28 protein-coding genes are annotated in these 24,756 nt (G+C 37.3%); 10 read left to right on the forward strand and 18 right to left on the reverse strand.

Features of this window, described 5'->3' with window-relative positions:
- Window positions 1-273: 273 nt before the first annotated feature.
- Window positions 274-438, reverse strand: coding sequence for a hypothetical protein (locus M5A78_RS13340; protein WP_248735768.1), 165 nt, complete (start codon window positions 436-438; stop codon window positions 274-276).
- A 132-nt stretch (window positions 439-570) separates the two neighbouring features.
- Between M5A78_RS13340 and M5A78_RS13345 the strand changes: the two genes are divergently transcribed.
- Entirely contained in the window at window positions 571-924 is a 354-nt protein-coding gene (locus M5A78_RS13345) for a DUF3905 domain-containing protein (RefSeq protein WP_248735769.1), read from the forward strand.
- A 127-nt stretch (window positions 925-1,051) separates the two neighbouring features.
- Window positions 1,052-1,255 (forward strand): alpha/beta-type small acid-soluble spore protein, encoded by a 204-nt coding sequence (locus tag M5A78_RS13350; RefSeq protein ID WP_248735770.1) that lies wholly within the window; start codon window positions 1,052-1,054, stop codon window positions 1,253-1,255.
- 47 nt (window positions 1,256-1,302) lie between these two features.
- Here the strand turns inward: M5A78_RS13350 and M5A78_RS13355 are convergent, their stop codons facing one another.
- The 6 genes from M5A78_RS13355 to M5A78_RS13380 form a co-directional block, all read right to left on the reverse strand.
- Window positions 1,303-2,415: an anti-sigma factor domain-containing protein gene (locus M5A78_RS13355; RefSeq protein WP_248735771.1), complete on the reverse strand. Its 1,113-nt coding sequence runs from the start codon at window positions 2,413-2,415 to the stop codon at window positions 1,303-1,305.
- Window positions 2,412-3,158, reverse strand: a complete 747-nt coding sequence (gene sigI, locus M5A78_RS13360; RefSeq protein WP_248735772.1) for an RNA polymerase sigma factor SigI — start codon at window positions 3,156-3,158, stop codon at window positions 2,412-2,414. The genes M5A78_RS13355 and sigI overlap by 4 nt, the downstream gene beginning before the upstream one ends.
- 185 nt (window positions 3,159-3,343) lie before the next feature.
- Window positions 3,344-3,811 carry a hypothetical protein gene (locus M5A78_RS13365; RefSeq protein WP_248735773.1) on the reverse strand — a complete coding sequence of 156 codons (468 nt, stop codon included), beginning with the start codon at window positions 3,809-3,811 and terminating at the stop codon, window positions 3,344-3,346.
- Between the two features lie 112 nt (window positions 3,812-3,923).
- Window positions 3,924-5,462, reverse strand: coding sequence for an aldehyde dehydrogenase family protein (locus M5A78_RS13370; RefSeq protein ID WP_248735774.1), 1,539 nt, complete (start codon window positions 5,460-5,462; stop codon window positions 3,924-3,926).
- A 15-nt stretch (window positions 5,463-5,477) separates the two neighbouring features.
- Entirely contained in the window at window positions 5,478-6,578 is a 1,101-nt protein-coding gene (locus tag M5A78_RS13375; RefSeq protein ID WP_248735775.1) for an SDR family oxidoreductase, read from the reverse strand.
- A 137-nt stretch (window positions 6,579-6,715) separates the two neighbouring features.
- Complete coding sequence (locus M5A78_RS13380; protein ID WP_248735776.1) at window positions 6,716-8,296, reverse strand: peptide chain release factor 3; 1,581 nt, start codon at window positions 8,294-8,296, stop codon at window positions 6,716-6,718.
- 196 nt (window positions 8,297-8,492) lie between these two features.
- Here M5A78_RS13380 and M5A78_RS13385 point away from each other — a divergent pair, with 196 nt between their 5' ends.
- From M5A78_RS13385 to M5A78_RS13395, 3 genes are all read left to right on the forward strand, one after another.
- Window positions 8,493-8,753, forward strand: a complete 261-nt coding sequence (locus tag M5A78_RS13385; protein ID WP_248735777.1) for a hypothetical protein — start codon at window positions 8,493-8,495, stop codon at window positions 8,751-8,753.
- 143 nt (window positions 8,754-8,896) lie between these two features.
- The gene (locus M5A78_RS13390) at window positions 8,897-10,636 is read left to right on the forward strand and encodes an AAA family ATPase (RefSeq protein WP_248735778.1); all 1,740 of its coding nucleotides are present in this window, start codon (window positions 8,897-8,899) and stop codon (window positions 10,634-10,636) included.
- Window positions 10,637-10,834: 198 nt separating this feature from the next.
- Entirely contained in the window at window positions 10,835-11,260 is a 426-nt protein-coding gene (locus M5A78_RS13395) for a YkvA family protein (RefSeq protein ID WP_248735779.1), read from the forward strand.
- Between the two features lie 66 nt (window positions 11,261-11,326).
- Here the strand turns inward: M5A78_RS13395 and M5A78_RS13400 are convergent, their stop codons facing one another.
- Window positions 11,327-11,473 (reverse strand): YjcZ family sporulation protein, encoded by a 147-nt coding sequence (locus M5A78_RS13400; protein WP_248735780.1) that lies wholly within the window; start codon window positions 11,471-11,473, stop codon window positions 11,327-11,329.
- Between the two features lie 21 nt (window positions 11,474-11,494).
- The gene (locus M5A78_RS13405; protein WP_248735781.1) at window positions 11,495-11,605 is read right to left on the reverse strand and encodes a YjcZ family sporulation protein; all 111 of its coding nucleotides are present in this window, start codon (window positions 11,603-11,605) and stop codon (window positions 11,495-11,497) included.
- 223 nt (window positions 11,606-11,828) lie between these two features.
- Here M5A78_RS13405 and M5A78_RS13410 point away from each other — a divergent pair, with 223 nt between their 5' ends.
- Window positions 11,829-12,638 (forward strand): glycerophosphodiester phosphodiesterase, encoded by an 810-nt coding sequence (locus M5A78_RS13410; RefSeq protein WP_248735782.1) that lies wholly within the window; start codon window positions 11,829-11,831, stop codon window positions 12,636-12,638.
- A 154-nt stretch (window positions 12,639-12,792) separates the two neighbouring features.
- Here M5A78_RS13410 and M5A78_RS13415 read toward each other — a convergent pair whose 3' ends face one another.
- Both M5A78_RS13415 and M5A78_RS13420 read right to left on the reverse strand, forming a co-directional pair.
- Entirely contained in the window at window positions 12,793-13,623 is an 831-nt protein-coding gene (locus tag M5A78_RS13415; RefSeq protein ID WP_248735783.1) for an undecaprenyl-diphosphate phosphatase, read from the reverse strand.
- Between the two features lie 300 nt (window positions 13,624-13,923).
- On the reverse strand, window positions 13,924-15,108 hold the full coding sequence (locus tag M5A78_RS13420; protein WP_248735784.1) for a response regulator transcription factor: 1,185 nt from the start codon (window positions 15,106-15,108) through the stop codon (window positions 13,924-13,926).
- A gap of 279 nt (window positions 15,109-15,387) precedes the next feature.
- On the opposite strand from M5A78_RS13420, the gene M5A78_RS13425 reads away from it, so the two are divergent.
- From M5A78_RS13425 to M5A78_RS13435, 3 genes are all read left to right on the forward strand, one after another.
- Entirely contained in the window at window positions 15,388-15,972 is a 585-nt protein-coding gene (locus M5A78_RS13425; protein ID WP_248735785.1) for a DUF6230 family protein, read from the forward strand.
- Between the two features lie 39 nt (window positions 15,973-16,011).
- Window positions 16,012-16,452: a DUF6114 domain-containing protein gene (locus M5A78_RS13430; protein ID WP_248735786.1), complete on the forward strand. Its 441-nt coding sequence runs from the start codon at window positions 16,012-16,014 to the stop codon at window positions 16,450-16,452.
- A gap of 171 nt (window positions 16,453-16,623) precedes the next feature.
- Complete coding sequence (locus M5A78_RS13435) at window positions 16,624-17,052, forward strand: hypothetical protein (RefSeq protein ID WP_248735787.1); 429 nt, start codon at window positions 16,624-16,626, stop codon at window positions 17,050-17,052.
- 281 nt (window positions 17,053-17,333) lie between these two features.
- Here the strand turns inward: M5A78_RS13435 and M5A78_RS13440 are convergent, their stop codons facing one another.
- Both M5A78_RS13440 and phaQ read right to left on the reverse strand, forming a co-directional pair.
- Window positions 17,334-17,933 carry a hypothetical protein gene (locus M5A78_RS13440; protein ID WP_248735788.1) on the reverse strand — a complete coding sequence of 200 codons (600 nt, stop codon included), beginning with the start codon at window positions 17,931-17,933 and terminating at the stop codon, window positions 17,334-17,336.
- Window positions 17,914-18,351, reverse strand: a complete 438-nt coding sequence (phaQ, locus tag M5A78_RS13445) for a poly-beta-hydroxybutyrate-responsive repressor (protein WP_248735789.1) — start codon at window positions 18,349-18,351, stop codon at window positions 17,914-17,916. The genes M5A78_RS13440 and phaQ overlap by 20 nt, the downstream gene beginning before the upstream one ends.
- A 147-nt stretch (window positions 18,352-18,498) precedes the next feature.
- On the opposite strand from phaQ, the gene M5A78_RS13450 reads away from it, so the two are divergent.
- On the forward strand, window positions 18,499-19,281 hold the full coding sequence (locus M5A78_RS13450) for an alpha/beta fold hydrolase (protein ID WP_248735790.1): 783 nt from the start codon (window positions 18,499-18,501) through the stop codon (window positions 19,279-19,281).
- A gap of 62 nt (window positions 19,282-19,343) precedes the next feature.
- Here M5A78_RS13450 and M5A78_RS13455 read toward each other — a convergent pair whose 3' ends face one another.
- The 5 genes from M5A78_RS13455 to M5A78_RS13475 are packed head-to-tail and all read right to left on the reverse strand — an operon-like array spanning window position 19,344 to window position 24,439.
- On the reverse strand, window positions 19,344-20,417 hold the full coding sequence (locus M5A78_RS13455; protein WP_248735791.1) for an alpha/beta fold hydrolase: 1,074 nt from the start codon (window positions 20,415-20,417) through the stop codon (window positions 19,344-19,346).
- Between the two features lie 22 nt (window positions 20,418-20,439).
- Window positions 20,440-21,180: a hypothetical protein gene (locus M5A78_RS13460; protein WP_248735792.1), complete on the reverse strand. Its 741-nt coding sequence runs from the start codon at window positions 21,178-21,180 to the stop codon at window positions 20,440-20,442.
- A gap of 19 nt (window positions 21,181-21,199) precedes the next feature.
- A complete protein-coding gene (locus tag M5A78_RS13465) occupies window positions 21,200-21,940 on the reverse strand; it encodes a hypothetical protein (protein WP_248735793.1) in 741 nt (246 codons plus the stop codon).
- Between the two features lie 16 nt (window positions 21,941-21,956).
- Window positions 21,957-22,793 (reverse strand): alpha/beta fold hydrolase, encoded by an 837-nt coding sequence (locus M5A78_RS13470; protein ID WP_248735794.1) that lies wholly within the window; start codon window positions 22,791-22,793, stop codon window positions 21,957-21,959.
- A gap of 14 nt (window positions 22,794-22,807) precedes the next feature.
- Complete coding sequence (locus M5A78_RS13475; protein WP_248735795.1) at window positions 22,808-24,439, reverse strand: long-chain-fatty-acid--CoA ligase; 1,632 nt, start codon at window positions 24,437-24,439, stop codon at window positions 22,808-22,810.
- Window positions 24,440-24,756 lie beyond the last annotated feature (317 nt).

Consider the following 24,756-nt stretch of genomic DNA (forward strand, 5'->3'; position numbering starts at 1 on the left):
ACGATTCATCTGTGTATTTTTAGTTAGCATTTCATCCACCCCATTAAAATCTCTGTACCTTAATTATACAAAAAAGACCGCCGGCAAACCCGAATATTTTCGGATTTGTCGACAGTCTGAAATAAGCCGGATTAATCCGGCTTATTTTTCTTTCCTAGCGTTGTTTTTTTTAGCCGATTCTTAGCATCATAGAGCTTTACTCCATTCACATCGCCAATTTCAATACTAAATCCCTCTACCGGTATCCGAGGGGTGTTTTACGTCGGCTACCCATTATTCACTTCTACCTTTTTTCCCTAATTTTGAGTTACGGTTCGCAAATCTAATGGCATTATTATTATCGGTAAATTCTGCTGAAAACTCACTTTCTTGAACATTTTTGTGAGGTGTCCTCGTATATTTTTTTACTGCATCAAATTCCGCTTTCCGCTTGGCCATATAGTAAGCCTCCTTTTCATTAATGGTACAACATTAGTTTTGAACAAATAGATTGGAATCATTCCTTTCCTTATTTTTCATAAATAAAATTACCTTTACGGTAAAAAATAAGAAAAAACAGGAGTGAGCAGCATGACAAAGGAAAATAAGAATGAGTCGTTAAACCCATTAACCATCAATGAAACAATGCCACATCAAATAAATGCCCCGAGCTTTAAGGGGACAAATATCAACATGATGGCCCCGTTTGTCAATAAATATGGAGTGACCATTGGCGACAGCCTTTATGCCTCAGATAATTCTCCTTTAGAAAACTGGACTGAGGATACTGACCCTGCCATTATGGCAGGTGATGAATGGGTTCATCCTACAAATGATATTGGCTGGAACACAACTGAAAACCGGGATCTGTTGGAAAGTAAAAGAAAACCACAAGCATTCCCGTTTATGCACCCTACAAAAGATGTAGGTAGTGGGAGTGATTAAAAAAGTGGCTATTATTAAAATATCCAGCTCCGCAAAACATTACCACTTATAAAAACGGTCTGACAATAAAATAATATTTATACAGAGGCAAATGATCCTCTGTATTGATAAAAAGGAGTGGAACAAAATGGCTAATAGCAGCAATAAATTATTAGTTCCAGGGATTGAACAATATTTAGATCAGGTAAAATATGAAATCGCCCAAGAATTTGGTGTTCAATTAGGTTCAGATACAGCTTCAAGAGCAAACGGGTCTGTGGGCGGAGAAATTACCAAAAGGCTGGTTCAGCAAGCACAATCTCAAATGTCTGGACAATTTACCAAACAATAATTCAATAAATATGGAAAAAAAGTCCGGTATCATTTACCGGACTTTTCCTAATTTTTATATTTCTGTTTTCCATTATTGTTTCCGTTGGATTTTCCATTATTTTTATATTTTTTGTTATCGTTACCATTGTGTTTTCCATTATCATTTCCGTTTCGTTTTCCGTAATTTTCCCCCATATCTCTTTCGTTATTTTGGTATTCCTGATTCTCGTTAGAATTTTCCTTTTGGTAAAATTGTTTTATACTCTCTTCTTCCATCTTTTTCAGTTGCCCTGGTGGCATTGAATTTCCGCCCCAACGATTTCGATCACCAGACCCAACAGTCTCAGCCTTTTTTTCGTTTTGAATGGAATTGTTTTCTTGTTGTTTTTTTAATTGTCCAGGTGGAATTGCTTGAGAATGGTCCGATGGAACTGCCTTTTCTACAGGCTTATTTTTATTCTCAAAAGCTTTCTCTTTCTCTTTCTCTTTGTTTTTCTCAAGATTAGCTGATTGGATTTTGTTTTCCTGGTATTTCCCAGCAGTAATACCTAATTGGTGTGCTTTATCCAGTTCTTTTTCTGTTGCTGTTAAAACTGTCAGCTCTAAATGCTGACTATCCACGGTTGCTTTGATTTTATCCATATTTTTTTGGAGCTCTTTTTCAACATTTTCCTCTGGCTTTTTTGTCCGAACAGTTGAAATAATAACATGTTCATTATTGTTGATATAACCGGCGTTTTTCATTTCAGCTAAGATTACCTTTGTTAAACCCGAAACATCCTTTTTATTCCAATTTTTCAATTGAGAAATAACCTGCTTACCGGCTTTATTGTAACCATATAATTCTATAACCTGCATTTTTTTATTAACGCCAAGCTCGATACTAGGGTTTATATCAATGGACATGTAGGCATATGCCTTGTTATTTTGATAGATAGGAACACATGTACTAAGAAAAATAATAATTGCAGCCATAACAGCCCAGACAGTTTTAAGCTTAAAAATATTCTTGAAAATATCGATTGCTTTAAAAGGGTTACCGCTTTCAACTGGAAAAAAGTGAATTTCTTCACCAAGAGCATAGGGGTGATTTTGTCTGTTCGCACGCAAAAATTCACCTTCGGGGGTTAAAAGTGTTAGAAACACATCATCTATTTCCATTATTATTCCTGTTTTCATGTATCAAGAACCCCCTTTAGATAATCCTTCATATATACATAATCACTCGATAATATAAGTGCAATCGCAATAATATATTTTCGGTTCCGTTCAATCGTCTTTCTGCTAACATTCACCATTTTTTCAAGCTGTTTAATAGGCATCCGTTTTTTTTCAAATAAAAATTCCTTCAACTCAGTGTCTTCCACTAAAATTTTCGCTACGATAATTGCATTTTTTCGCGCATCAGCATGCTTCGGAGAATTTTCAAGTAGGTCACTGAAGCTTAAGTCAAAGGTAGTTAATAAAGATTGAAAGTGAAGAATTTCATCTTTCCTTAATTGTTCGTCATTCTTTTTATTGTAATCATCAAGTGATAGTTCATTAACGATGCTTGTTCCAGCTGATTCTTCTTCATTCGTTGCATTGGTCAGATCGATACTTATATGTTGATTTTTAGTCTGTTTACGGATATAGTCTATAACTCTTCTCTTGATAATGACTTCTGAAAAGCTCAACAGCGAGCTTCCTCGTTCTGGTGAATATTTTTCAATTGCCTCATTAAATGCGATGAGACCAATGCTAAATTCATCATCAGTTTCATAAATATACCGTTTACATACGGATGACACTGCTTTTGCAATAAAAGGTTTATAAGCGTCGATTGTTTCATCTAGTAAATTGCGGTCACCTTCTTGAATTAAAAGGACCGTTTCTTCTAAAGTTCTTTTTTTCTTCTTGGTCATAAACAATAAACTCAGCATTTGCTCACCTCTATTCGACCAATTATAACATATGAATGATATTTTGGACTTTAAGAGGGGATGCTTTTTCATTACAAAATTACGTTTCTTTTGAAACCCTTTGTGGGGGTTATAAAAAAATTTTTTCCCAATATAAAAAAACTTTAAACAGGTCTAACCTGATTTAAAGCTTTTACCTGGCCGAATTATAGATGTCTATTGATGTAAGATAAAGAAAATTTGATTAATAACCCAATCAATAACCCTGGAATCAAAAACAACATCGGCAAAAAAACCGGTCCAAAATAAAGATCAAAAATGATAACTTTTCGGGATAATATTAAACCAACCGTGACAAAATAAGCACCAAAAACAAACGGTAAATAGGAGTATTTCTCATCCTCCGGCATGGCCGTCCGATAACCGTCCCACAAGGAGAACATATAAACACACGGATAAAACATTAGCCATTGATAGTTAGTAACCGCCTCAGCTCTTTCGATTTCGCCTAAGAAGCTGAACATAATTGCTTGATTGAAGCGGCTTTTGACATTCATTATGAACTCTAAAACAACAAACAATACCCCTTTAATATAATGGCCTGTTAATAATTGACTGAAACCAGGAAAGGCAATATTCCATAACACAGCTTCTAATCTGCTCATCTTTTTCATTGAACAATCTCGCTTTTTTTAGGCATTTTTTTAAATAACTTTGGTTCTTCGATATAGCCTACCCAGTTTTTTACCAAATTAACAGGTACTTCAACAAATTAATTTCCTAGTTTTAACTCTTCTTCAAAATACTTAGAAAACTATTTATAAACGTTAGCCAATTCCGTTGCTTTTGGAAATAGCTTTTTAACAATGTTAAAAAGAGCGGGTATTTCCCTTTGTAAGGGTACCAATGAATTTCCGACTTTTTCCTTCCACTATCTTCAACAATCGCCTTTTCATGACAAAAAATTCTTAGACCTGCTTCCCCGTGGTACCTGCCAATGCCGCTTTGCTTTGCTCCTCCAAAAGGGAGACCGTGATTGGCAATACTAATAATTGCATCATTAATAACTACGGCGCCTGTAACAAGCTTTGAGGCTATTCTACGTGCTTTATCGATATCCTTGGTCCACACGCTGGCATTTAAACCATAAACCGAATCATTCGCGAGAGCTACTACTTCGTCTTCACTTTCAAAAGGGATAACAGGGATAATCGGTCCAAAAGACTCTTCCTGAATCATTTTCATGTCATGGTTAACATTGGTCACCACGGTTAATGGTAGAAACATTCCATCCTCCCATTTCTCAGGAGGAAGACCTGCCTCTAACACAGCTCCTTTGCTTAAAGCGTCAGTCAGCTGCTCTTTAACTATTTGTATTTGTGCTGGGAACGTCATCGACCCTACATCTGAGTCAATATCCGTCCCCTGTTTTAGGGCCGATATCTCTTTTTTTAGCAGGGAAAGGAAAGAGTGGTATACGTTTTTTTCGACATACAATCTCTCTGCACTCATGCAGACTTGACCACTATTGGTAAACGCAGCCCATGCTGCTCCTTTGGCCGCCCTTTCTAAATGGGCATCAGCAAATACAATCATCGGGTCCTTGCCACCAAGCTCTAGGGTTGTAGGAATTAATTGCTTTGCAGCTACTTCCTGAATGATTTTTCCAGTCCGAACAGAGCCTGTAAAAAAAATATAATCCGGTTTTCCATTAGTAAATGCTGCCCCTACCTCTTTGCCACCATGGGCAACTTGAACAACTCCTTCAGGAAATCCCGCCTTTGAAAATAAATCCTCAATACATTTGCCAACCTGTGGAGTAACTTCCGAGGGCTTTAAAATCACCGTATTACCGGAAGCAAGTGCGCTTACGATCGGCACCATGGCAAGTTGGAATGGATAGTTCCAAGGAGAAATAACTAAAACGACTCCTCTAGGCATATATTCGATATACGACTTTTTCCCCATTAATAATATGGAGGTCTTCACTTTCCGTCTTTTGAGGACTTTTTCCCCATGCTTACAAATATGATCAATTCCATCAATACTGGGCATGACGTCGGCTATTAATGCCTCTGTTAATACTTTGCCCGTATCTTTAGCAACCACTTTAGCCACTTCATCCATTTGCTCAACGATTACTAATTTTAGCTTTTGCAGGTAGTCAAGTCTTTCCGACACATCCAACTGACTCCATTGATTGAATGCAAATCTGCTATTCTGATAAAAATTATCCACTTGACTAATGGGAGTTTCGTCTATCTCCCCTATTTGCTCACCTGTTGCTGGGGCAATCACCTTAAGCTTTTCAGGAGCTACCTTCATGAATACACACCCTCTTTATAAAATGTTAATGTGGTAGCTTGGGTTGTCTTTTTGCTTTAAATAAAAGTTAGTCATCGGCTTGATTCCTTCTTTAAAGTCAGGGCAGCTAATTCCCGAACCCTGCAAATCATTGATTGCTTGGGTACAGTCAAATTGACCCATCCATGTAAAATAATCAAGTGCTTCCTTCTCAACCCCAAGAAATCTTCTCATTGGTTTAATCGACAAAAACCATTTACCAAGTGTTAATGGAATCATGCCTCTTGGCTGTTTATTAAGTAATTCCTTCATCATAATCTCATAAAGCTCTGACGCACGGTATGGATGTGGGTCCGTTAAATGATAAGTTTTACCAGAAGCCTTATCTAAAAAACCGAGATACGAAGTTGCTTGAATAATATAATCGATAGGAACAAGATTAACAAACGCTTCCCCTTTACCCAGTCGTGGTATGATGGGGAGAAATTTTAACCGTTCTAAAAAATTCATAATAAAATAAGGACCATCAAATTTAATGGTTTCACCTGTATGTGAATGACCTTTCGTTACTCCTGGGCGAATAATGGTAATTGGGACGCTAGGTTTTAAGGCTTCAACCAAAACCTCAGCTTCATATTTTGTTTCTTCATAATAATTTTTAAAATTATCTGGTCTAATGAGTTCGGTCTCGTAAAGAGTTCCTTCTCTTTTTCCCACCACGTATGCCGTACTAAAGTACACATACCTCTCGAGATTTTGGAGCCCCTTTACCCATTGATTCACATTATCCGTTCCATTTACATTTACTTTATAAGCAATATCTCTAGGAACGGCGAGATCATAAATAGCCGCAAGATGAAAAACATGGGTAACCTCTTCCATTAACTTTGTCTGGTCTTCAGGGTTATTCAGCAGACCTTTTTTTGTAATATCCCCCTCAATGATCGTGAAAGAAGACTCCGATATACCAAGTTCTAACACTATAGCATGGCGCTCCGAAATCGCTTTTTCAACCATCCCTGGCAGGACAAGAACAAAAACATTCCCTTGCAAATTATTTTTTTTCAATACTTCACGAATCAATTGATTACAAATGAATCCTGGAAAACCTGTGAAAAAATACCCTTTTTTCAACATATCTCCTCCTCATTATACATTACATTGAATGTATTCATTGTAATTTTTTTCAAAAAGGTTCGTCTATGGGTAATTAGTCTGAATTTTCAGTATTATTCAAAAATAAAACAACGGCGGGTATTAGCCCCGCCGCTGTTTTATTCATTCTGATCCATTGGATTGTAGAGTTTCACACTTGGATTTTTTTCTTGGAACCATCTAAGAGCAAATTCGTTTTCAAATAAAAATACATAATGATCATAACGATCCTTCACCAAAAGGCTTCTTGAACTCGATAGATTCTCATCCACGACATCGCCTTCAATCCAGCGGGCAATCTTTGAACCCATTCGTTCCATTAAAACCTCTGAATTATATTCATTTCTCATCCGATGTTCAAATACTTCAAACTGCAGCTGTCCAACAGCGCCCAATAAATAATCATCTGTTTTGATGGTTTTGTAGAGCTGGATTGCCCCTTCTTGAACAAGCTGCTGAATTCCTTTATAAAAGGACTTTTGTTTCATCACGTTTTTCGCAGATACCCGGACATACAATTCCGGTGTAAACTGCGGTAATTTTTCATATTGAAAATCATCTTTTCCAGTCGTAAGTGTATCCCCTATTTGATAGGTACCCGTGTCGTATAAACCGATAATATCACCACTGACGGCCTCATCAACGGTATTCCGTTCTTCAGCCATAAAAGAAGTCGATTGCGAAAGCTTTAATTGTTTCCCCAAACGTGGAATATTTACCGTCATCCCCCGTTCAAATTTCCCAGAACAAACGCGTACAAAGGCAATCCGATCACGGTGGGCAGGATTCATATTGGCTTGGATTTTAAAAACAAAGCCTGAAAATTGGTCCCCTAATGGATTAATTTCGCCAATCGAAGAGTTACGAGCCTTTGGCGGCGGAGCAAATTTTAGGTACGACTCTAGAAAGGTTTGAACCCCAAAGTTTGTTAATGCACTTCCAAAGAACACAGGTGTCAATGTACCTGCAGCCACCTTTTCAGCTGAAAACTCATTACCTGCTTCATTTAGGAGCATGATCTCATCTAGTGTTTGATCATATAGCCCAGATGTCTTTAACGGATGGTCTCCTGCTATTTCACCGTCTTCATTTAATGGGATATACCGTTCTTCTTCACTTACACGAAATTGTTCAACTCGATTGTTAAACCGGTCATAAATACCAAGAAACTCTTTTCCCATCCCAATCGGCCAGTTCATCGGATAGGATTCAATTCCAAGAACCTCTTCTAATTCAGCAAGAAGCTCAAGTGGAGATTTCCCTTGTCGGTCCAGCTTATTCATAAACGTAAAAATCGGAATTCCGCGCATGCGACATACTTTAAAAAGTTTGAGTGTTTGTTCCTCAATCCCTTTCGCAGAATCGACAATCATTACCGCACTATCAACTGCCATCAAGGTTCTATACGTATCTTCACTAAAATCCTGGTGTCCAGGAGTATCCAAAATATTGACTCTGAATCCATTATAATCAAATTGCATCACACTGGATGTTACGGAAATTCCCCGTTGTTTTTCTATTTCCATCCAGTCACTCGTAGCAAATTTCCCTGTTTTTTTCGCCTTAACTGTTCCAGCATCGCGTATCGCTCCGCCAAATAATAATAATTTCTCCGTTAGTGTCGTTTTACCAGCATCCGGGTGGGAAATAATCGCAAATGTCCGGCGCGACAATACTTCTTGTTTAAAATTGGTACCCATCTTGTCTTCCTCTCTTTTGACAACGAAAATTTTTGTCCATAACTTCAATCTTATCTCGCAAACGTTAACTTTGCAATATTTCAATTTAACAATAATGATTATTTTCTTTAATCGAACTAATGAAAAGAATATAATGAAGGGAGGCGGTAATGATTAAAAAAAGGTGCCGAAATAACATATAACCTTGGGAGGAACCATGAACATTACTACAATCGATAAACCGACTTTAGATTTATTGCAAAAAGCATTTGAAATCGTTCTTCAGCAAAATAACGTTTCATTTAAAAAAATAGGAATCGTTGAAGAAGGAGAACAACTATTATTTTTGTATGAAGGGAAAGACGAAAAAGTTCATGTTTTTAATTGGAGTAAAGCATCAAGTATCAATGTTAGTATAGGTGTACTTGCTCAAAGTGTATTAATGCCAATTATTCCCCATCTTCGATTGTTATCATAGTTTTTATGACACACTAACCTTTATCTTTATGGTTTGTGTGTTTTTTTGTATTAGAAACGATTACTTTCCACCGTTTCCCACATCCATTTTACTGGAAATTCCTTTATAATTAATAATGACCTTATTAAAGGGAGATGAAGGAAATGAATCAAAGTAAAAAGAAAATTTCAAAGTTAATTCCGCTGTTATCAGCGTTAATATTAGGCATCGCTGGAATCGTTTGGTTTATCCAGACAACCAATAACCCCGTCTCCATTCCGTTCTCTTCCGTCGAGAAAATCATTCAAGAACAACATGGGAAACTAGTTACACTTATTGAACAAGCCGACGGCAGCCTGAATTTAGATGTAGGAAACTCAGAATTTGTTTCTCATGTTCCGCCAAACAGTCAAATGGTTGATAAGCTTGTAGAAAAATATAATATTAATTACTCCTATTCTACTACCAGTCCTTACGGAAAATGGATTATGGGGGGAGTAATAATTTTATTAGCAGGTGCTGCATTTGCCCTGCAAAAAACAAAAGGTGGCTTTGGACTGAATAATTCAATGAAGAAAAGTGTTGCCAAGTTACGTCCGCTTCCATCGATTACCTTGGAAGATGTAGGCGGAATCGGAGAAGAAATGAAAGAAGAAATCATGCAAACACTCTCTACCCTAAAAGAACCGGAACGTGCTGTGAAATTAGGGATTAAACCACCAAAAGGAATACTGTTATACGGGCCTCCCGGTACCGGTAAAACCTTATTAGCCCAAGCAATAGCACGTGAATTAAATGCTGCTTTCTTCTCGGCAAGCGGATCGGCTTTTAATGAACTATTTGTTGGTGTCGGAGCTAGCCGTGTCCGTTCCTTGTTCCAAACTGCACGAAAACAAGGCCCTGCTGTTATTTTCATCGATGAAGTGGATGCACTGGCCGGCAGAAGGAAAGCCCATGGCGGCGAGGAAGCCGAAAAAACACTAACCGAACTTCTTGTACAGCTTGATGGCGGCCACTCCAATGACGGAATTTTATTTATCGCCGCGACAAATAGAAAGGATATGCTCGATGAAGCATTCCTACGGCCAGGAAGAATTGACTTCTCCTTTCATGTTCCACTTCCAGATACGAAAGGAAGAAGAGAAATCATTGACATTCATATAAAAGGAAAATCTCTTGCAAAAGATGTCCTAACTACTTTAGATAATCTTGCAGAAAGCACTTCAGGATTCTCTGGTGCTGAGCTTCAGTCCCTATTTGAAACAGCAAGCAGACGAGCTGTTCGAAATGGCCAGGACATGATTCAAAAGCAAGACCTTGATTATGCGCTTGATCGAACAATTTTAGGAAGCACTTCCCGCTCCTTACAGGATCTTGATACAAAACGGAGGGTTGCTATCCATGAAGCAGGTCATGCAATTGTCGCGTCCCTTACCAAGCCTGGGTCGGTTCGAAAAGCAACCATCATCCCCCGCGGTGAAGCCCTTGGCTATGTTGCACCAATTCCGAAAGAGCTGCATTTGTCGACAACCTCAGACCTGCTCGACCGGATTGCAATGGTACTAGCTGGAGGGGTTGCTGAAAGACTATTTCTTGGTGAACACAGTATTGGCGTTAGCGGTGACGTACAGCAGGCAAAACAAATCATCGATCAAATGGTGGATACCGGTATGCTTCAAGATGGGTTCACCTTAACTTTCAACAAACAGGATCAAGAAGAAAAAATGCAGGAGCTTTTTGCAAAAGGCCTAGAAAAAGCAGAAAAGCTAATTAATAGCCATCAATATCAGTATGAACAAATAGTTGATGCACTATTAAAAAAAGAAACACTAGAAGGATTCGAAATAGAAGAAATTGTACGAGGTAAGTCTAATAAGAACATAAATACCCCTGTCCTAGTATAATATGAGCGGACATTTCCTTTGCACATTGTATAGACTAGACAGTTATCGAGGTTCAATGATATTAATGATAATAGTATAAAAAAAACCAGGTGCTCCGTTCACACCTGGTTTTTTCCATTGAAAAACCGAAATAAGCTAATGGATTATTTAATTTGGTGGTAAACTAAGGATGAACTCCGCAAAAAGGATGTGAGCAATTTGTTTGGTAAAGATGAATTCTTCGCAAAAGAGCAGCGCAAATATAGTGATGATGCTCGAGGTTACATTGGTAATCAGGAAAAAACGCAGGGGTTGCTTGAACAAGCCCAGAAAAAAGCTAACCGAAAAAAAAGAAGCTTGGGAGATACCTGGGAAAAACTGCAATTATTTTTTGAATTGGTTAAAGCTTATTCAAAAGGTGATTATAAAAATATCTCAACTAGGACGATCATTACCGTCATCGGAGCCATTCTTTATTTTATTTCACCGATTGACTTAATCCCAGACTTTATTATTGGCCTTGGTATAGTGGATGACGCTGCTGTTATTGGCTATACCGTTAAAACATTATCAACTGAATTAGCTGAATTTAAGAAATGGAAACAGGCTGCCACCTTCTATGCACCTGAAAACCCGCTTGAGTAAATCAAGCGGGTATCTTAAAGCGTAAAGGCTTATTTCCACAGTACGCTTATTCTTTTTTTAGTTTGATTACCATCTGAAGCAAGCTGCACCAACAATAATTAGCAGGATAAACAACACTACGATTAAAGCGAAACCGCCACCAAAGCCAACTCCGCCATAACCACAGCCACAGCCACCATAGCCGTAGCCACCATATCCACCGTATCCATACATATTTATTTCCTCCTTTTTATTTTAATAGAATCCGCAACCCCAAGAAGCTCCGATAATGATTAACAAAATGAACAATACGACAAGTAGGGCAAATCCGCTGCCATAGCCAACTCCAACTGCTGCACCAGACATTTACATTACCTCCTTTTTTGATTTCTATATATCCTATTCACCTAGATAAAAATGTGCGATAGACACATATCCATATTAGTAAGTTTTGAAAAAAATGGGCTGATATCTCTACGGTATCTCTGTCTAAATCACTTCGATGAAAAATGATTGCTTTTTTAGGTTGACAATTAAGTCTGAATTTTTTACCATTGTCACAAATAAGCATGGATAGGAGCCAACCACTTTGAGATCAATTGCATCCCTTCTATTATTTATTTTCATGGTGGCTTTTCGGATGGTAAAAGGATCTACTCGTATTCCTAAAAGTCAGATACCTATAAAAATTGGCCATAGAGGTGCTGCTGGATACTGTCCAGAGAATACGGCTGCTTCTTTTAAGAAAGCAATAGAATTGGGTGTTGATTACCTTGAAATTGATATCCAAATGACAAGGGACAACAAATTAGTGATCATACATGATCCAACGATAAACCGGACAACGAATGGAAAAGGGCATGTTAAGGACCTTACCCTAAAAGAATTGCAAGCATTGGATGCAGGCAGCTGGTTTCATCCAAAGTTCTCTAAGGAAAAAATCCTTTCTTTTAGTGGATTTTTAGATGAATTTGCCGAAAAAACCGGATTATTAATCGAGTTAAAAAAACCTTCCTTATATCCCGGAATCGAGGAAAAAGTAGCAAACGAACTATTAAAAAGAGGGTTAACGAAAGGGGACACTGATAAAATCATTGTTCAATCCTTTGACCAAAACTCATTAAAACGATTCCATAAACTCCTGCCTTCTGTGCCTATTGGGGTTTTAGTAAAAAAAAGGGGAGTAAAGGGACTTTCCAATAAAGAACTTCAATCTTTTTCAACCTATGCCGCCTATGTAAACCCCAAAATCACAATGATAAATAAACGGCTAATTAGACGAATCCACCACCATGGCTTCAAAACACTGGTTTGGACGGTTAGAAAGAAGAAGGATGTCCACCTATTAAAGCGCTATAATATTGACGGAATCATATCTGACTTTCCAGATATTTTTTGATGGACATTTAGGGTCTGGTTTTTAAAAAAATGCTTAGGTGGCAGACCCTCATTCTTAATTATTAACCTATTCAAACTGAACTGTTTAGGTTTAATAATGATTTCAAATCTTTCACAATATAAAAAGCAGCCTCTAAGTGAAGCTGCCTAATACTTTAAAAGAAAATAATATAAATGACCACTGCTAAAATAATTCGATATATAGCAAATGGTAAAAGTTTTATTTTGTTAATAAGTTTTAAGAAAAAGCGAATCGAGAGTAGCGCGAAAATAAAAGCACTTATAAACCCTGCAATAAAATACGGCAACGAATCCATCGTCATATATTCCCAATTTTTTAATAAAGAAAGAAAACTTGCACCAGCCATAATCGGAACTGCCATGATAAAAGTAAAATCAGCTGCTGCGCGGTGGCTCATCCCCATCAATACACCACCTGATATGGTTGAACCTGAACGGGAGAATCCAGGCCAAAGGGAGAAACATTGAAATAAACCAATTGTCAATGCCTGCTTGTAGGTAATTTGGTCAACCGTTTCCGTTTTCAGATTTTTGGGACCAATTAAGTCAGCAATAATCATGAATACCGCACCAATCACTAACCCAACTAAAACCGTCGTCGTCGAGAATAAGTGATCATCAATATAATCGTTAAAGAGGACCCCTAAAATTCCCGCAGGAATAAGACCAACTATTACTTGAGTTAGTTTTAGCCGTCCCTGCGTTTGATCTTCACGTTTGTTAAAACGTCCTAAACTTAACAAATCGATAAATCTGTCTTTAAAGGTGACGACCACAGCCAAGATTGAACCGAGCTGGATAACCACTTTAAAGGTGTTGGCACCGTGAGTAGTCAAAAAATTTTCAGATTTAAGCCACATATCATCAACTATTATCATGTGCCCGGTTGATGAAACTGGTGCAAATTCTGTTAACCCTTCTACTAATCCCAAAATAATTGCTTTAATCATCATTAATAAATCCATGTTGTCATATCTCCTAACTTTATTGCACCTGAACGATTTAATAGTAAATGACTTTCCTATTCTACTAATTAACTACCCAGATTTGCAAGATTAAATTTTCCAGACTTATGTATTTTTTACTTTCTCTATTTCAAACGAAATAAATGAACGAATAGTTTCAGTGATTTATTCTACAATGTAAAATGCAACCTCTTAAACAATCTGAGCGATATTTATCAATCTCTTATATCGACCAGCGGCACCCTTTTTTCTTGGATACGGTCGTTATGAACCTATTTTTTTGAAATTTATCGGCATAAATTATTTTATTATTCCCATCCGAATGGCTTTAGCTACTTCTGTTCTATTTTGGGCATTCAGTCTTTTCATAATATTTGAGATGTAATCTCTTACCGTAAACTCACTTAAATAAAGCTTTAAGGCTGCCTCTGCAGTTGAAGCGCCATCTGCCAAAAGCTTAATTATTTCAGTTTCCCTTGGTGTTAAGGAGATGGATTCCTTTTCGGGTAAGTCTTTCTTTTTAATATCTGCCCCGATAAACTTTGATAATAATTCCCCAGAGCTTTGTCCAAATTTCATCAGTGCAGGAAAAAGACTAGTATCAAGGGTAAAATGTGTTCCCGGTCCTTGATCTAAAACAACTCCACCTATGATCTTTCCTTCCTCAGGAACATAAATCGGTACAATAATTAAGGAATTAAGTTCAAATTTTTTTACATACTTTTGTGGAATATCATTTTCTGCTAAAGGGATATATATTGGCTGAAAATTTTTCATTTCATGCCCTTGAGATTTTAATTTCACAAGACTTTGATTGAGCACCGGGATATTAGTAATTCTTTCGGCAATTGCTTGAACTTCTTCGTTCTTTAAATGATGTCCATACAAACCTACCCCGACACTTTCCTTATTGGTAAATTTAAATAGAGCACTTCGTTTAAATGGGAGAAAATAACCAAATCCAAAGCAAATATTTTCGATTGATTCTTGAAAATTTTGCGAACGGATAATCCACTCATTAAAGAGAATTACGGCATCCTTCCAAATGCTATGATTCTCTTTTTCCGATTGAAAAAGCATTACTTCACTTATTTTCGAAAATAAATAATGAATCGAAGGATGCAGCTTTGAAGAGTAAGTAATCCTCGATTTTAATACCTTATGTGCAGCGTTTTCCAACAGATTTAAATGGAAGAAAATTGCCTCAGGTTCCGGATGTCTTTGGAAGTGAGCCAACCAATCATCCTGAATCTCATTCAAAAGCTGATAAATATCAATAGTTCCCTCATTTACTGATCTTAGAAACCTTACAAGATATTCACTAATAAATTCAAAAACCGCAACTGATTTCTTATTCGTATTTTTAAGAGATTGGAGCGTAAGAGCCCACTCGCGTAAAAGATCTTCCTGATAATTAGATAATATTTTTAGCGCATCATTTAAGAGACTGTCCAAATGGTAGTTTAATGACTTCGACACTTTCATCACACTCCTTCCTGGAAAATCTAAGCTGTTATTATTATCCATTCGTTTGTATCTATAGATAATTCAGCTAGACATGTCAAAACTCCTGCTTTTTTCAATCTTTTAGGTTATTTTGTTATCTCTTGTTCTTTTTTGTCCAATTATAGGAAAAACTTCCTACAAATGTAGGGATTTCTAAATTTATTTACTTATCATAAAATTGTGACGAATAGTGCAAGCAATTACAATTACTAGTTAACCGCTTACACTTTTAAAACAAAAAAAGGGAGGCAAGAAAGTATGACAGCTGAATCAATTATTATCGGAGGGCAAACAGTCAAGAAGAAGCTAGTATTTGCATTATTAGGTGGTTTTTTATTTTTGGGATCCTTACTCGCAACTTTTGGGATTACAGGTGTAGCAGTTGCGGCTCCATTAAGTGGCTTCGGAGAATTTACCGTAAAGTTCGATAAAATGGTTGGGGAAGGTTTTCAGCTTTATGGTGGTGTTGCTGATGGGGCAACCACAAAAAATAACCCCGTTGCAGTCAATGCCATTGATAAAGCAACCATTAATGGTTTAGAAATTTCTAAAGAAATCCCAGCTCTTGGAATCCGCGTTGTCATTACTTCTGATAAACCTGTTGTTATTAATGGCCTACTTCAAAAAGCTACCATGGTAAATGGTGATGCTAAATTTGAAGAGCTTACAATGTCTGAAAATTACATTGCAGATATTAAAGACCCTAGAGAGGCTATAGCCAAAGAATTCACCCAAAGTGCTAATAAAATTACAATTGAAAATGGTAATTTGCAAACCTTATATCTTTTCCAAAAAACAGTTTCATTACCTGGAATGAAGGTTTACTTTGAAAAATTGAAATAATTACTGGCATCATAGAACTATTGAGTAAGGATGATAAAAATGAACTCTACTTATTCAAAACGTGAAAGGTTTAAGAATTGGAGAGCAAGGCGCCCTTTTTCGGGGGCGACCTTGTGTATTCTTTCTGGACTAATCATTTTGTGGGTGCCAGCGAAGCTTTATGAAGTAGCTGCTGCACCAGGAAGTATATTATTCGTAGGCTTCTTCTTAGGCGGCCTTACACTTTTAATGGGAGTACTTTCATATATCATGCCGAGACTATCAACCCTTCTTGGAGTTTTGGCGATTTTCTCGTCGGTATTATCGATTATGGGAGCATTAGGAGGCTTCCTTATCGGAACGATTCTTGGAATTATTGGAGGTTCACTCTTGATTGCCTGGAAACCTGAGATGGGCACCAATGACTCGATAAAACAACCAAATCAAGATCATTTTGCTGAAAAAGAAGTTGCATCCGGAAAGGAAGTTTTACCGGAATAATCCAAAATACTTATAGCATTCGTAGAAATGGTGATGGCATTGTTACTCAGAAATAATACTTTTAAGATAATTATCATATTGGTTCTAACTTTTAGTGGGCTTTTCCTTCTGACAAAGGATAGTTTTGCTAGTAATCCGACAATTATTGGTTTTATTATTGAGGCGAATAAAATGGAAGGTACGATGCAAAACCCTGCTATGACGGTAGGCAATTCGGCAGAACAAAAGGAGCGGCCTATGCTGGAATTAAAATTTGAAAATCTTACAGCAGAAGGCTTTATAATTAAGAAATTAGTTCAAACACCAAAGGGGCTTATTACAATTGATATGACCCATAAAGATGCTGCCCTTTTTAGTAACTTAAGCTTAAATATAACCAACGCCGGCTTCAGCGAGCACTATGTACCATCCACCGGTAATATTGGCCTAAAAAATGTAAAATTATTGGCTCATTTAGTAAGAACAGATAGCTCGGTGCTCCCACAATTCAATTTAAGTTTTAATAATGGTGGTCAGGTCGAAATGGAACCAAAGAGCGAGGGTGAACTCCTCCAAACGAAAGCACTTTTAGAACAATTACTTTCAATCAAACAGCAATAAAAAGAAGCGATGCAACGCATCGCTTCTTTTATTTTTATTAGTTGTTGATAATTCTCATTACACGCCCATTAAATTTCTGTTGATAATACCCAAACTTCACATCTGCTATAGCAATTCCTGTAGAACTTTGTGATCCAATGAATTTTCCACCAGCCAGAGCTGTAGTTCAAAGACAATAAAAAACCACAATCTCTTCCTTTTGATGGAGATTGTGGTTCAACTTTTATAAAGGATTCTTTTGTCATTCAATGCTGTTAATTCTCCTTAATATTAATTAAAAGCTACTGAGTTTTTACAAGCTCTTTCAGACCACTCTTGCCGCGATTGACAAGGTTTAAATGGGTATTTCTTGCTAATTTAACATATTCTTTTCGAACCCGAAACCATGCATTTCTGCGTCCACGTGCATAGGCTACATTTGATTCCGCATTTTTCTCAATATTATCCTCCAACTGATCGACCATATTGATAATAGATTTTAATGGTGTAAGCGCTAGTTTCTCTAATTGTCCAGAAACCTCTTTCAGTTGTATTTTAAGTTCTTCTCGGTCGTTAGATGGAATAGCTTCGTCTTTTAACTCATCTTTGCCGGCATTAAATTGGTGCATCAGTTCAGTTATCATGTCTTTGTTTGTTTTTTTGGTTTGCTCATACAATTTGCCAATTGATTTGCGGTATTGCTTATTGAACTTGATGAACTCCCTTAATGCATTAATATAGGCGTCCTCCCGATTCTCCCGAAGCTTGAGTGCACGTTCGCGAGATTGCTCAAACTGATCCCAAAATGTGTTTACAAATGAACCTGTAGCAATCGATTCCTTTGCTGCTGGAATCATAGATTCATCAGCAGCTAGAACCGTTTCAATTTTCTTCTGTGCCATCGTCCTTCCTCCTCCTACTATTATTTACTTTCTCTATTGGATCCTTCTTCTGAAATGAAGGAATATAGAGCTCAAAGAAACTGGTATACATTTTGAAGAATTGATCTAAAAGTGATTGATAGGTTTCTAGTTGATTGGCATAGCCTTTTAAGTATGTAACACCAGCTTTTGTGATTGAATATCTTCTCTTAGCAGGACCACTTCCTGTTGTATCCCATTCTGATGATAGAAGTTCGTCCTTTTCAAGCTGTCTTAACAATCTGTATAAATTCCCCTGATCGAGCGACTTAAACCCGAATGACTCAAGCTTCTGGCTAAGTTCATACCCATGTAGGGAAACCTTGCTAAGAAGCAATAAAATAAATGGCAGCACAAAATTTTTGGATGGATTGACTGTTTGATTGTCTTGGTTTACCATATTCTTATCACCTCACCTATATGTATTTTACACCTATGAGTAATATTTCGTCAAGGTCATAAATAAATATTATTATATGCATTATATTAAGGTTTACAATAAACTAAACTTGGATATAAACTTAATAAAAATATAAGGTGGTGTAAAATGGAAAAAGTTAGCGTGAGTAAGTTGGGAGTTCCTTACTTACATTTTGGTAATGGGGAACCTGTTGTACTGATCCATGGATTAGGTGAGGTCAAGGAGAGCTGGCAAAATCAATTTGAATTAGCGGATCAATATGAATTGATTATTCCTGATTTACGAGGTCACGGAGAGTGTACAAAAATCGATGGTATAACCATTCAAAACTTTGCTGCTGATGTGATTGGTCTATTAAAGGAGTTAGGATTTGAAAACGCTCACATTTTGGGTTTATCAATGGGTGGAGCAGTGGCACAGGAAATTTTCCGACAGGATCCCTCTCTAGTCCGTTCCCTCATGCTGATTAGCACATTCCATTATTTCCCAAGTGTGATTAAAAGTTTATTATTAAAAACACATAAAGCTAAATTTGTTGAATTATCAGCAACAGGAAAAGAATTTGAATATTTATCACGAATGGCACTATATAGTTGGAATAAAGACACAGTCGAAAAGTTTGGGGACTTTTTCAAACCAAAACCTCACATTTTTATTAAATCCTTTGAGGCATGCCTTGAAGTAAATAATTTATCCTTATTACCAAGGGTAAATATCCCCACTCTTATTATTGGTAGTCAATATGACTCCGTATTACCTGTCTGGATTCAGGCGTGTATGCACAAACAGATACCACATTCAGAATTTATCATATTGAGGAATACCGGCCATATTGCCAAACTGGAAGCAAAGGACCGGTTTAATTACCTATTGCGGAAATTCCTCAAACAACAAAAAATTGCCTCATAATTTATGATTAACGGGATGGATGGGGTTCCTTCCCGTTAATCATTTATTCTGTTACACTTCATTTACGTGAGTACTTCATGAATTTCTTGTGAATGTGCAGCAAGCCATGGATCCATAATTCCAGCGAAAGCTCCTGTCAATGCTAGTGAAACATGCCCCCCTTCATAAACCTTATACGTCTTATCCTCACTTGAAACAAGTTCCATTACTGGAAGACTTTGCTGTTCTAATACAAGATTATCACGCGAACAAGAGAAGACGAAAAGGGGACACTTAATATTTTTTAAATCTACTTTCCTGCCGCCAATCATTAAATCTCCCTTTAGAAGTTTGTTATCTCTATAAAGATCATTGAACATTTGTTTAAAGGCAGCTCCAGCAAACGAGGCGGTATCCTTTGTCCACTTGTCCATACGACGCCACTTTTCCACATATTTTTCATCATGTGCACGGGTAATTAAGTTAATTTTAGGACTTCCATAAACTGGAGAAAGCATTCTAAACATTAAATATAAGAATTCTGATGGAATCGTTTCATGTGCATCTGCAAACCGATCAAAACTAAGCTGCCCCTTTTGAAGTCCTTCCAGCCACTTATCAGGTACGATACCGATGCTAAAATCAATCGGAACGGCCGCAAGGACTAGATTTTTAATTGGGAGGTTAGTTATTGAAGTTAAGATGGCTGCCGCCGTCCCGCCTAAACAATATCCGGCCATAGTAATATCTTTAGCTTCGGAATGCCTTAATGCCCGTTTTACAGCATTTTCTAAATAATCAATTATATAATTATCTAGTGTAAGGTGACTATCTTCAAGTCCAGGGGATCCCCACTCCAAAAGATAGACATCATAGCCCCGTTCAGTTAGCCCCCCAACCACACTACTTCCTTCACCAATGTCTAAAATGTACACCTTATTCAAAAGTGAATAAACTAAAAATATTGGAGTTTCATATTTTTTTTCTTTCGCAGGGTGAAACCACAAAGTTGTTTTATTCTTTTTCCAAACACACTCTCTTGGTGTTGGCACTATTTCCGGCTTAGGCTCGGTCATAATTTTATAAAGCTGGTTCCACCGTTTTGCTTCCCTTTTTATGGGTAGTAAAAAGTTGCTTTCTAGCGCTTTAGTGCTCATTAACTGTTTGCTCCTTTCCGTATTATTTAGATTTGCTTACTCCAGTGAGCACTAGTTCTTTATCCTGCTCTTTTTCTGGTTCTTTTTTCTTCTTTTGTTTATCTTTTTCGATAAGACTCTTCATCGCGGCAAGATCAGTCTTCATATTTGATATCTCTGCGACACCAAGCTTCAATTCCTGTATATCTGATTGGAAATGATTAGACTCCTTACTATCATTCAATTGCTTTATATCTACCTTTATGCTTTTAATTCCGTCTATTTCCTTTCTTAATTCTTGAATGTTCACTTGAATGATCTTCATATCCACAAGACCTTGCCGCAATTCCTGAAGGTCTGCTTTCATATTTTTTGTTTCCGAAACCTCCCTGGCCATTTTTTGAAATTCAGTCTTCATTTGCGTGACGATTTTCACCGTCTCTTGAAACATTTCTAAATTTCCTTTATTTAACGAGCTTAAGCCTTCCTGTAAATTCCAAATTTGCTCTTCTAAAATGTCCATTTTTTCTTCGACCTGTATGGACAGCTTTGCTACATTTGCCACATCTTTTTTTGTAGGAATATTCATAAAAGCAGCAATAAGCTCTTGATTTTTTCTTAATCTCTCTAAATAACGCGAATAGGCATCAAGACCTATATTTGCCGTTTGCACAAATTCTTTGTTGTCTGTCAATTTATATAATAGACCATTTAATTGTTTCTCCCACATTTCACTCACAAGCTTATAGCCCGCGAATGGATCATAAGTTTTTCCTGTAGCCATGATGTATCCCCCCTTGATTTTATGATTTTGTAAGTTCTTCGGTTTTTTCCATGTATTTATTTAATGGAAACATCAATGTTTTGATCTGTCTGGCAAACAGATTGACAAAGCCTTTTTGATTTTCATAAATCAGGCTCCCAGCCTGTTTAACAGTTTTAATATATTGCCTCCGGCCTTTTTTACGAAGTGCAATATATTGGTCGATGATTTCCAGATATTTTTCCATTGTCAGATTTTTTGTTAAGGCTTGACATGGAGTAGCAAGAATTGACATGGTTTTCTTTTGGATTTGATCAATCTGCGCATTTATCTCTTCATAGGATTTAACCGGAAAGAAATGCTGCAGGCTGGTAGTTGACATTAAAAATTCCTCTCTAGCAGTTCTTTCCCATTCAGCAAATTCCTTATTGAATTGCTCAGCAATTTCTTTTAGGTTTCCCTGATTTCTTAGGACGCTTTCAGCAAAGTACTTAGCTTCCTTCAGAAAAATCTCATCGCGGAAATCAGCATGCTTTGCCCATTGGTCTATCTCACCGAAAGCATGCCCCCATAGAATATCTAAGCTGGAAAGCTGTTCCACTTCCACTTTTTCAACCATCTTTTCTTCTTCCGGTTTCGCTGAAAGAACTCGGTCATCTACTTTTTCATGTTCTACCTTTTCTTCCTGTTTTGCTTCAGTTATTGTCTGTTTTTCAACTTCTGTTTTTTTCTTTTTAGTTTCTGTCATAGGTTCATTTTCATATTCTTTTTTGTCAGCCATATTACTCGAATCCCCTTCAAAGAAATTTTTTATTATTTCCCATCTCTATTGGGTATTTTTTAATGAAATCAATCACTTTTTTATCGGAATCCACTTGCGCTTCTGTCACGTAGAGGTGTCCAGCACCAGAGATGAGATATAGTTCAGAACATCCGATTCGTTCTGCTAGCATCTTTCCATTTTCAACAGGGATAAGTCTGTCCTCATCTCCATGAATAATTAGAGTTGGTTTAGTAATTTTTTCAAGTTCGTCATAGGTATCATGTCCAAGACATGCTTGAAGTTGTTGCATGAACCCATGGGGAGGTGTTGGAATCTCGATCATTGTCTGTATGTGTTCTTGGATGGAATCTCGGTGATTTTCAATGAAGTATTGGCTGTAGAGTATAGGAACAGATGCCCAAGCTGCTTCTAGTGGTGTGGTTGGTATGGATGCACCAGATAATAAGGTCATAATTACATCTGGCTCAGGCTGGGCTTGTTTGATTCCACCTGATGTTGTACATCCAAGGATTAGAGATTTTATTCGGTCAGGATACATAAGTGCCAATCGCTGTGCTATCATCCCACCCATTGAAATGCCATAAACATGTGCTGAATCTACACCAGCTGCATCTAAAACAGCCTTTGCTTCTTCTGCCATCATTTCAATAGAGTAAGGTGTATCGGGTTTACTGCTTCTGCCTGTACCACGATTGTCGAAAATAATAACTTTAAAATGCTCTGTAAGAGCGGGTAGGCTTTTTTTCCAGGATAAAGAGTTATGGGCTAATCCCATGATTAACAACAGCGGTTCGCCCGTACCATGAACCTCATAGTACAGTTCAATCCCCTTTACATTTGTTATTGGCATACGATATCTCCTTTTTAGGCTTGGACTATTTCTTCCTCTTTCCGGAGCATTCTCCGTAATAGTTTTCCGACGGATGATTTAGGGAGCTCATCAAGGATTTCAATATCTTTCGGTACTTTATATGGAGCAAGATTAATTTTCGCAAATGCAATTAGTTTGTCCGGTGTAATTGTTATTCCTGCTTTTAACTTCACAAATGCTTTTACTGTTTCCCCTCGATAAGAATCTGGAATACCAACAACTATAGCTTCCTCAACCCCTTCATGCTGGTATAATACTTCTTCAATTTCGCGTGGGTAAACGTTGTAGCCACTTGCAATAATAAGATCTTTTTTGCGGTCCAGTATATAAAAGTATCCATCTTCATCCATTTTGGCGATATCACCGGTAAAGAGCCAGCCGTCTTTTAACACCATCTCGGTATCCCCTGGACGTTTCCAATATCCCTTCATAACCTGAGGGCCGCGTAAGATTAGCTCACCTGCTTCTCCGACTGGAACATCTACATATCCTGCCGCCGTTTCTGTTACAATCCTCGCTTCTGTACCCGGTATCGGAATCCCTACACTTCCTAATTTTCTCGGAAGAAATGGCGGAGTGGAGATAGCTGATGGTGCGGTCTCGGATAGGCCGTAGCCGTCTGCTAATCGTTTACCTACTCTCTTCTCAAATGATTTAACCTGTTCGACAGGAAGTGGAGCACCTCCACTGCTCAAATAATATATATCACCAATGTTGCTCTCTTCTAAATCAGGGTGACTATTCAAAGCGAATATCATTGTTGGAACAGCCGTCAGTTGGAATGGTTTTTCTCGTTTAATAAGTTCTAATACTTCATTTACATCAAAGCGAGGTAATATTAACTGATTGCAGCCTATTCTTATCCCTGAAAGAGCATTACAGGAAAGGCCATATACATGAAACATCGGGAGAACACTAACAATTTTAAAGTTTTCTGGTTTTTCGTCTACAGCATTGTAGGTAAAATCACATACCTGAATTATGTTGGCCAAGAGATTGTGATGTGTCAGCATAACCCCTTTAGAAACCCCCGTTGTACCTCCTGTGTATTGCAAGATGGCAACATCTTCCTTTATGTCGATTGGGATTTCAGGTATAACATTGTCATGTGTCAAAAAATCCTCAAAATAAAGGTCTCCTTCGGCAAGTTCAACCTTCTTACCGCCAAAACCAACTACGATAAGCTTTTTCAATGAAGTTCTCGATTGAACTTGCTTCACCCTAGGGTAAAGGGCTTCAAAAATAACCATGTATTCAGCCTCAGAATCATTTAGAACATATTCAATTTCCCTTTCCACATACATCGGATTTACCTGGACAGCGATTCCGCCTAATCTGAACGTGGCAAATAGGCTAAAAATATAATGAGGGCAGTTCGGTAGCATAATAGCCATTCGATCACCCTTTTTAAACCCAATCCGATATAATGAAGCAGCGAGCCACTCAGAAATCATTCTGGTTTCTTTATAGCTCCATGATTTCCCGAAAAACGTCAACGCAGGCTTTTCATTATGAATGTTTGCCGCTTGCTTCAAAAGGTCGAATAACGAGTCATACTCATTTGAAACCTCTTCACTGATTCTGGAATCATAAAATTTTAACCATGGCTTTTTCTGATAATCCACATTTTTCCCCTCCTTGTTTTCCCTTCCAATTTCAAACATTTTATGGATTCACTATTTTTAAGTTGGAAGAAGTTGTAACCACTTAAATTATTGTTTTAAAAAAGATTTTTGTAAATGTCCCATTATCGACATATTTCATCAATTTTCATAATATTAAGTATAGGAGGGTGTCTTTTCTGTCAAACAGTAACAAAATACAACAACAATCAATTGAAATTTCGATGTATTTAGACAAAAACCTTTTTATTGTTCACAAAACATTCGGTAATTTACAAACTTATTTACACGGAAAAAGGTATTGTAAAAAAGGTTTTTAA

The organism is Neobacillus rhizosphaerae (assembly GCF_937468385.1).
Taxonomy (GTDB): Bacteria; Bacillota; Bacilli; order Bacillales; family Cytobacillaceae; genus Neobacillus; species Neobacillus rhizosphaerae.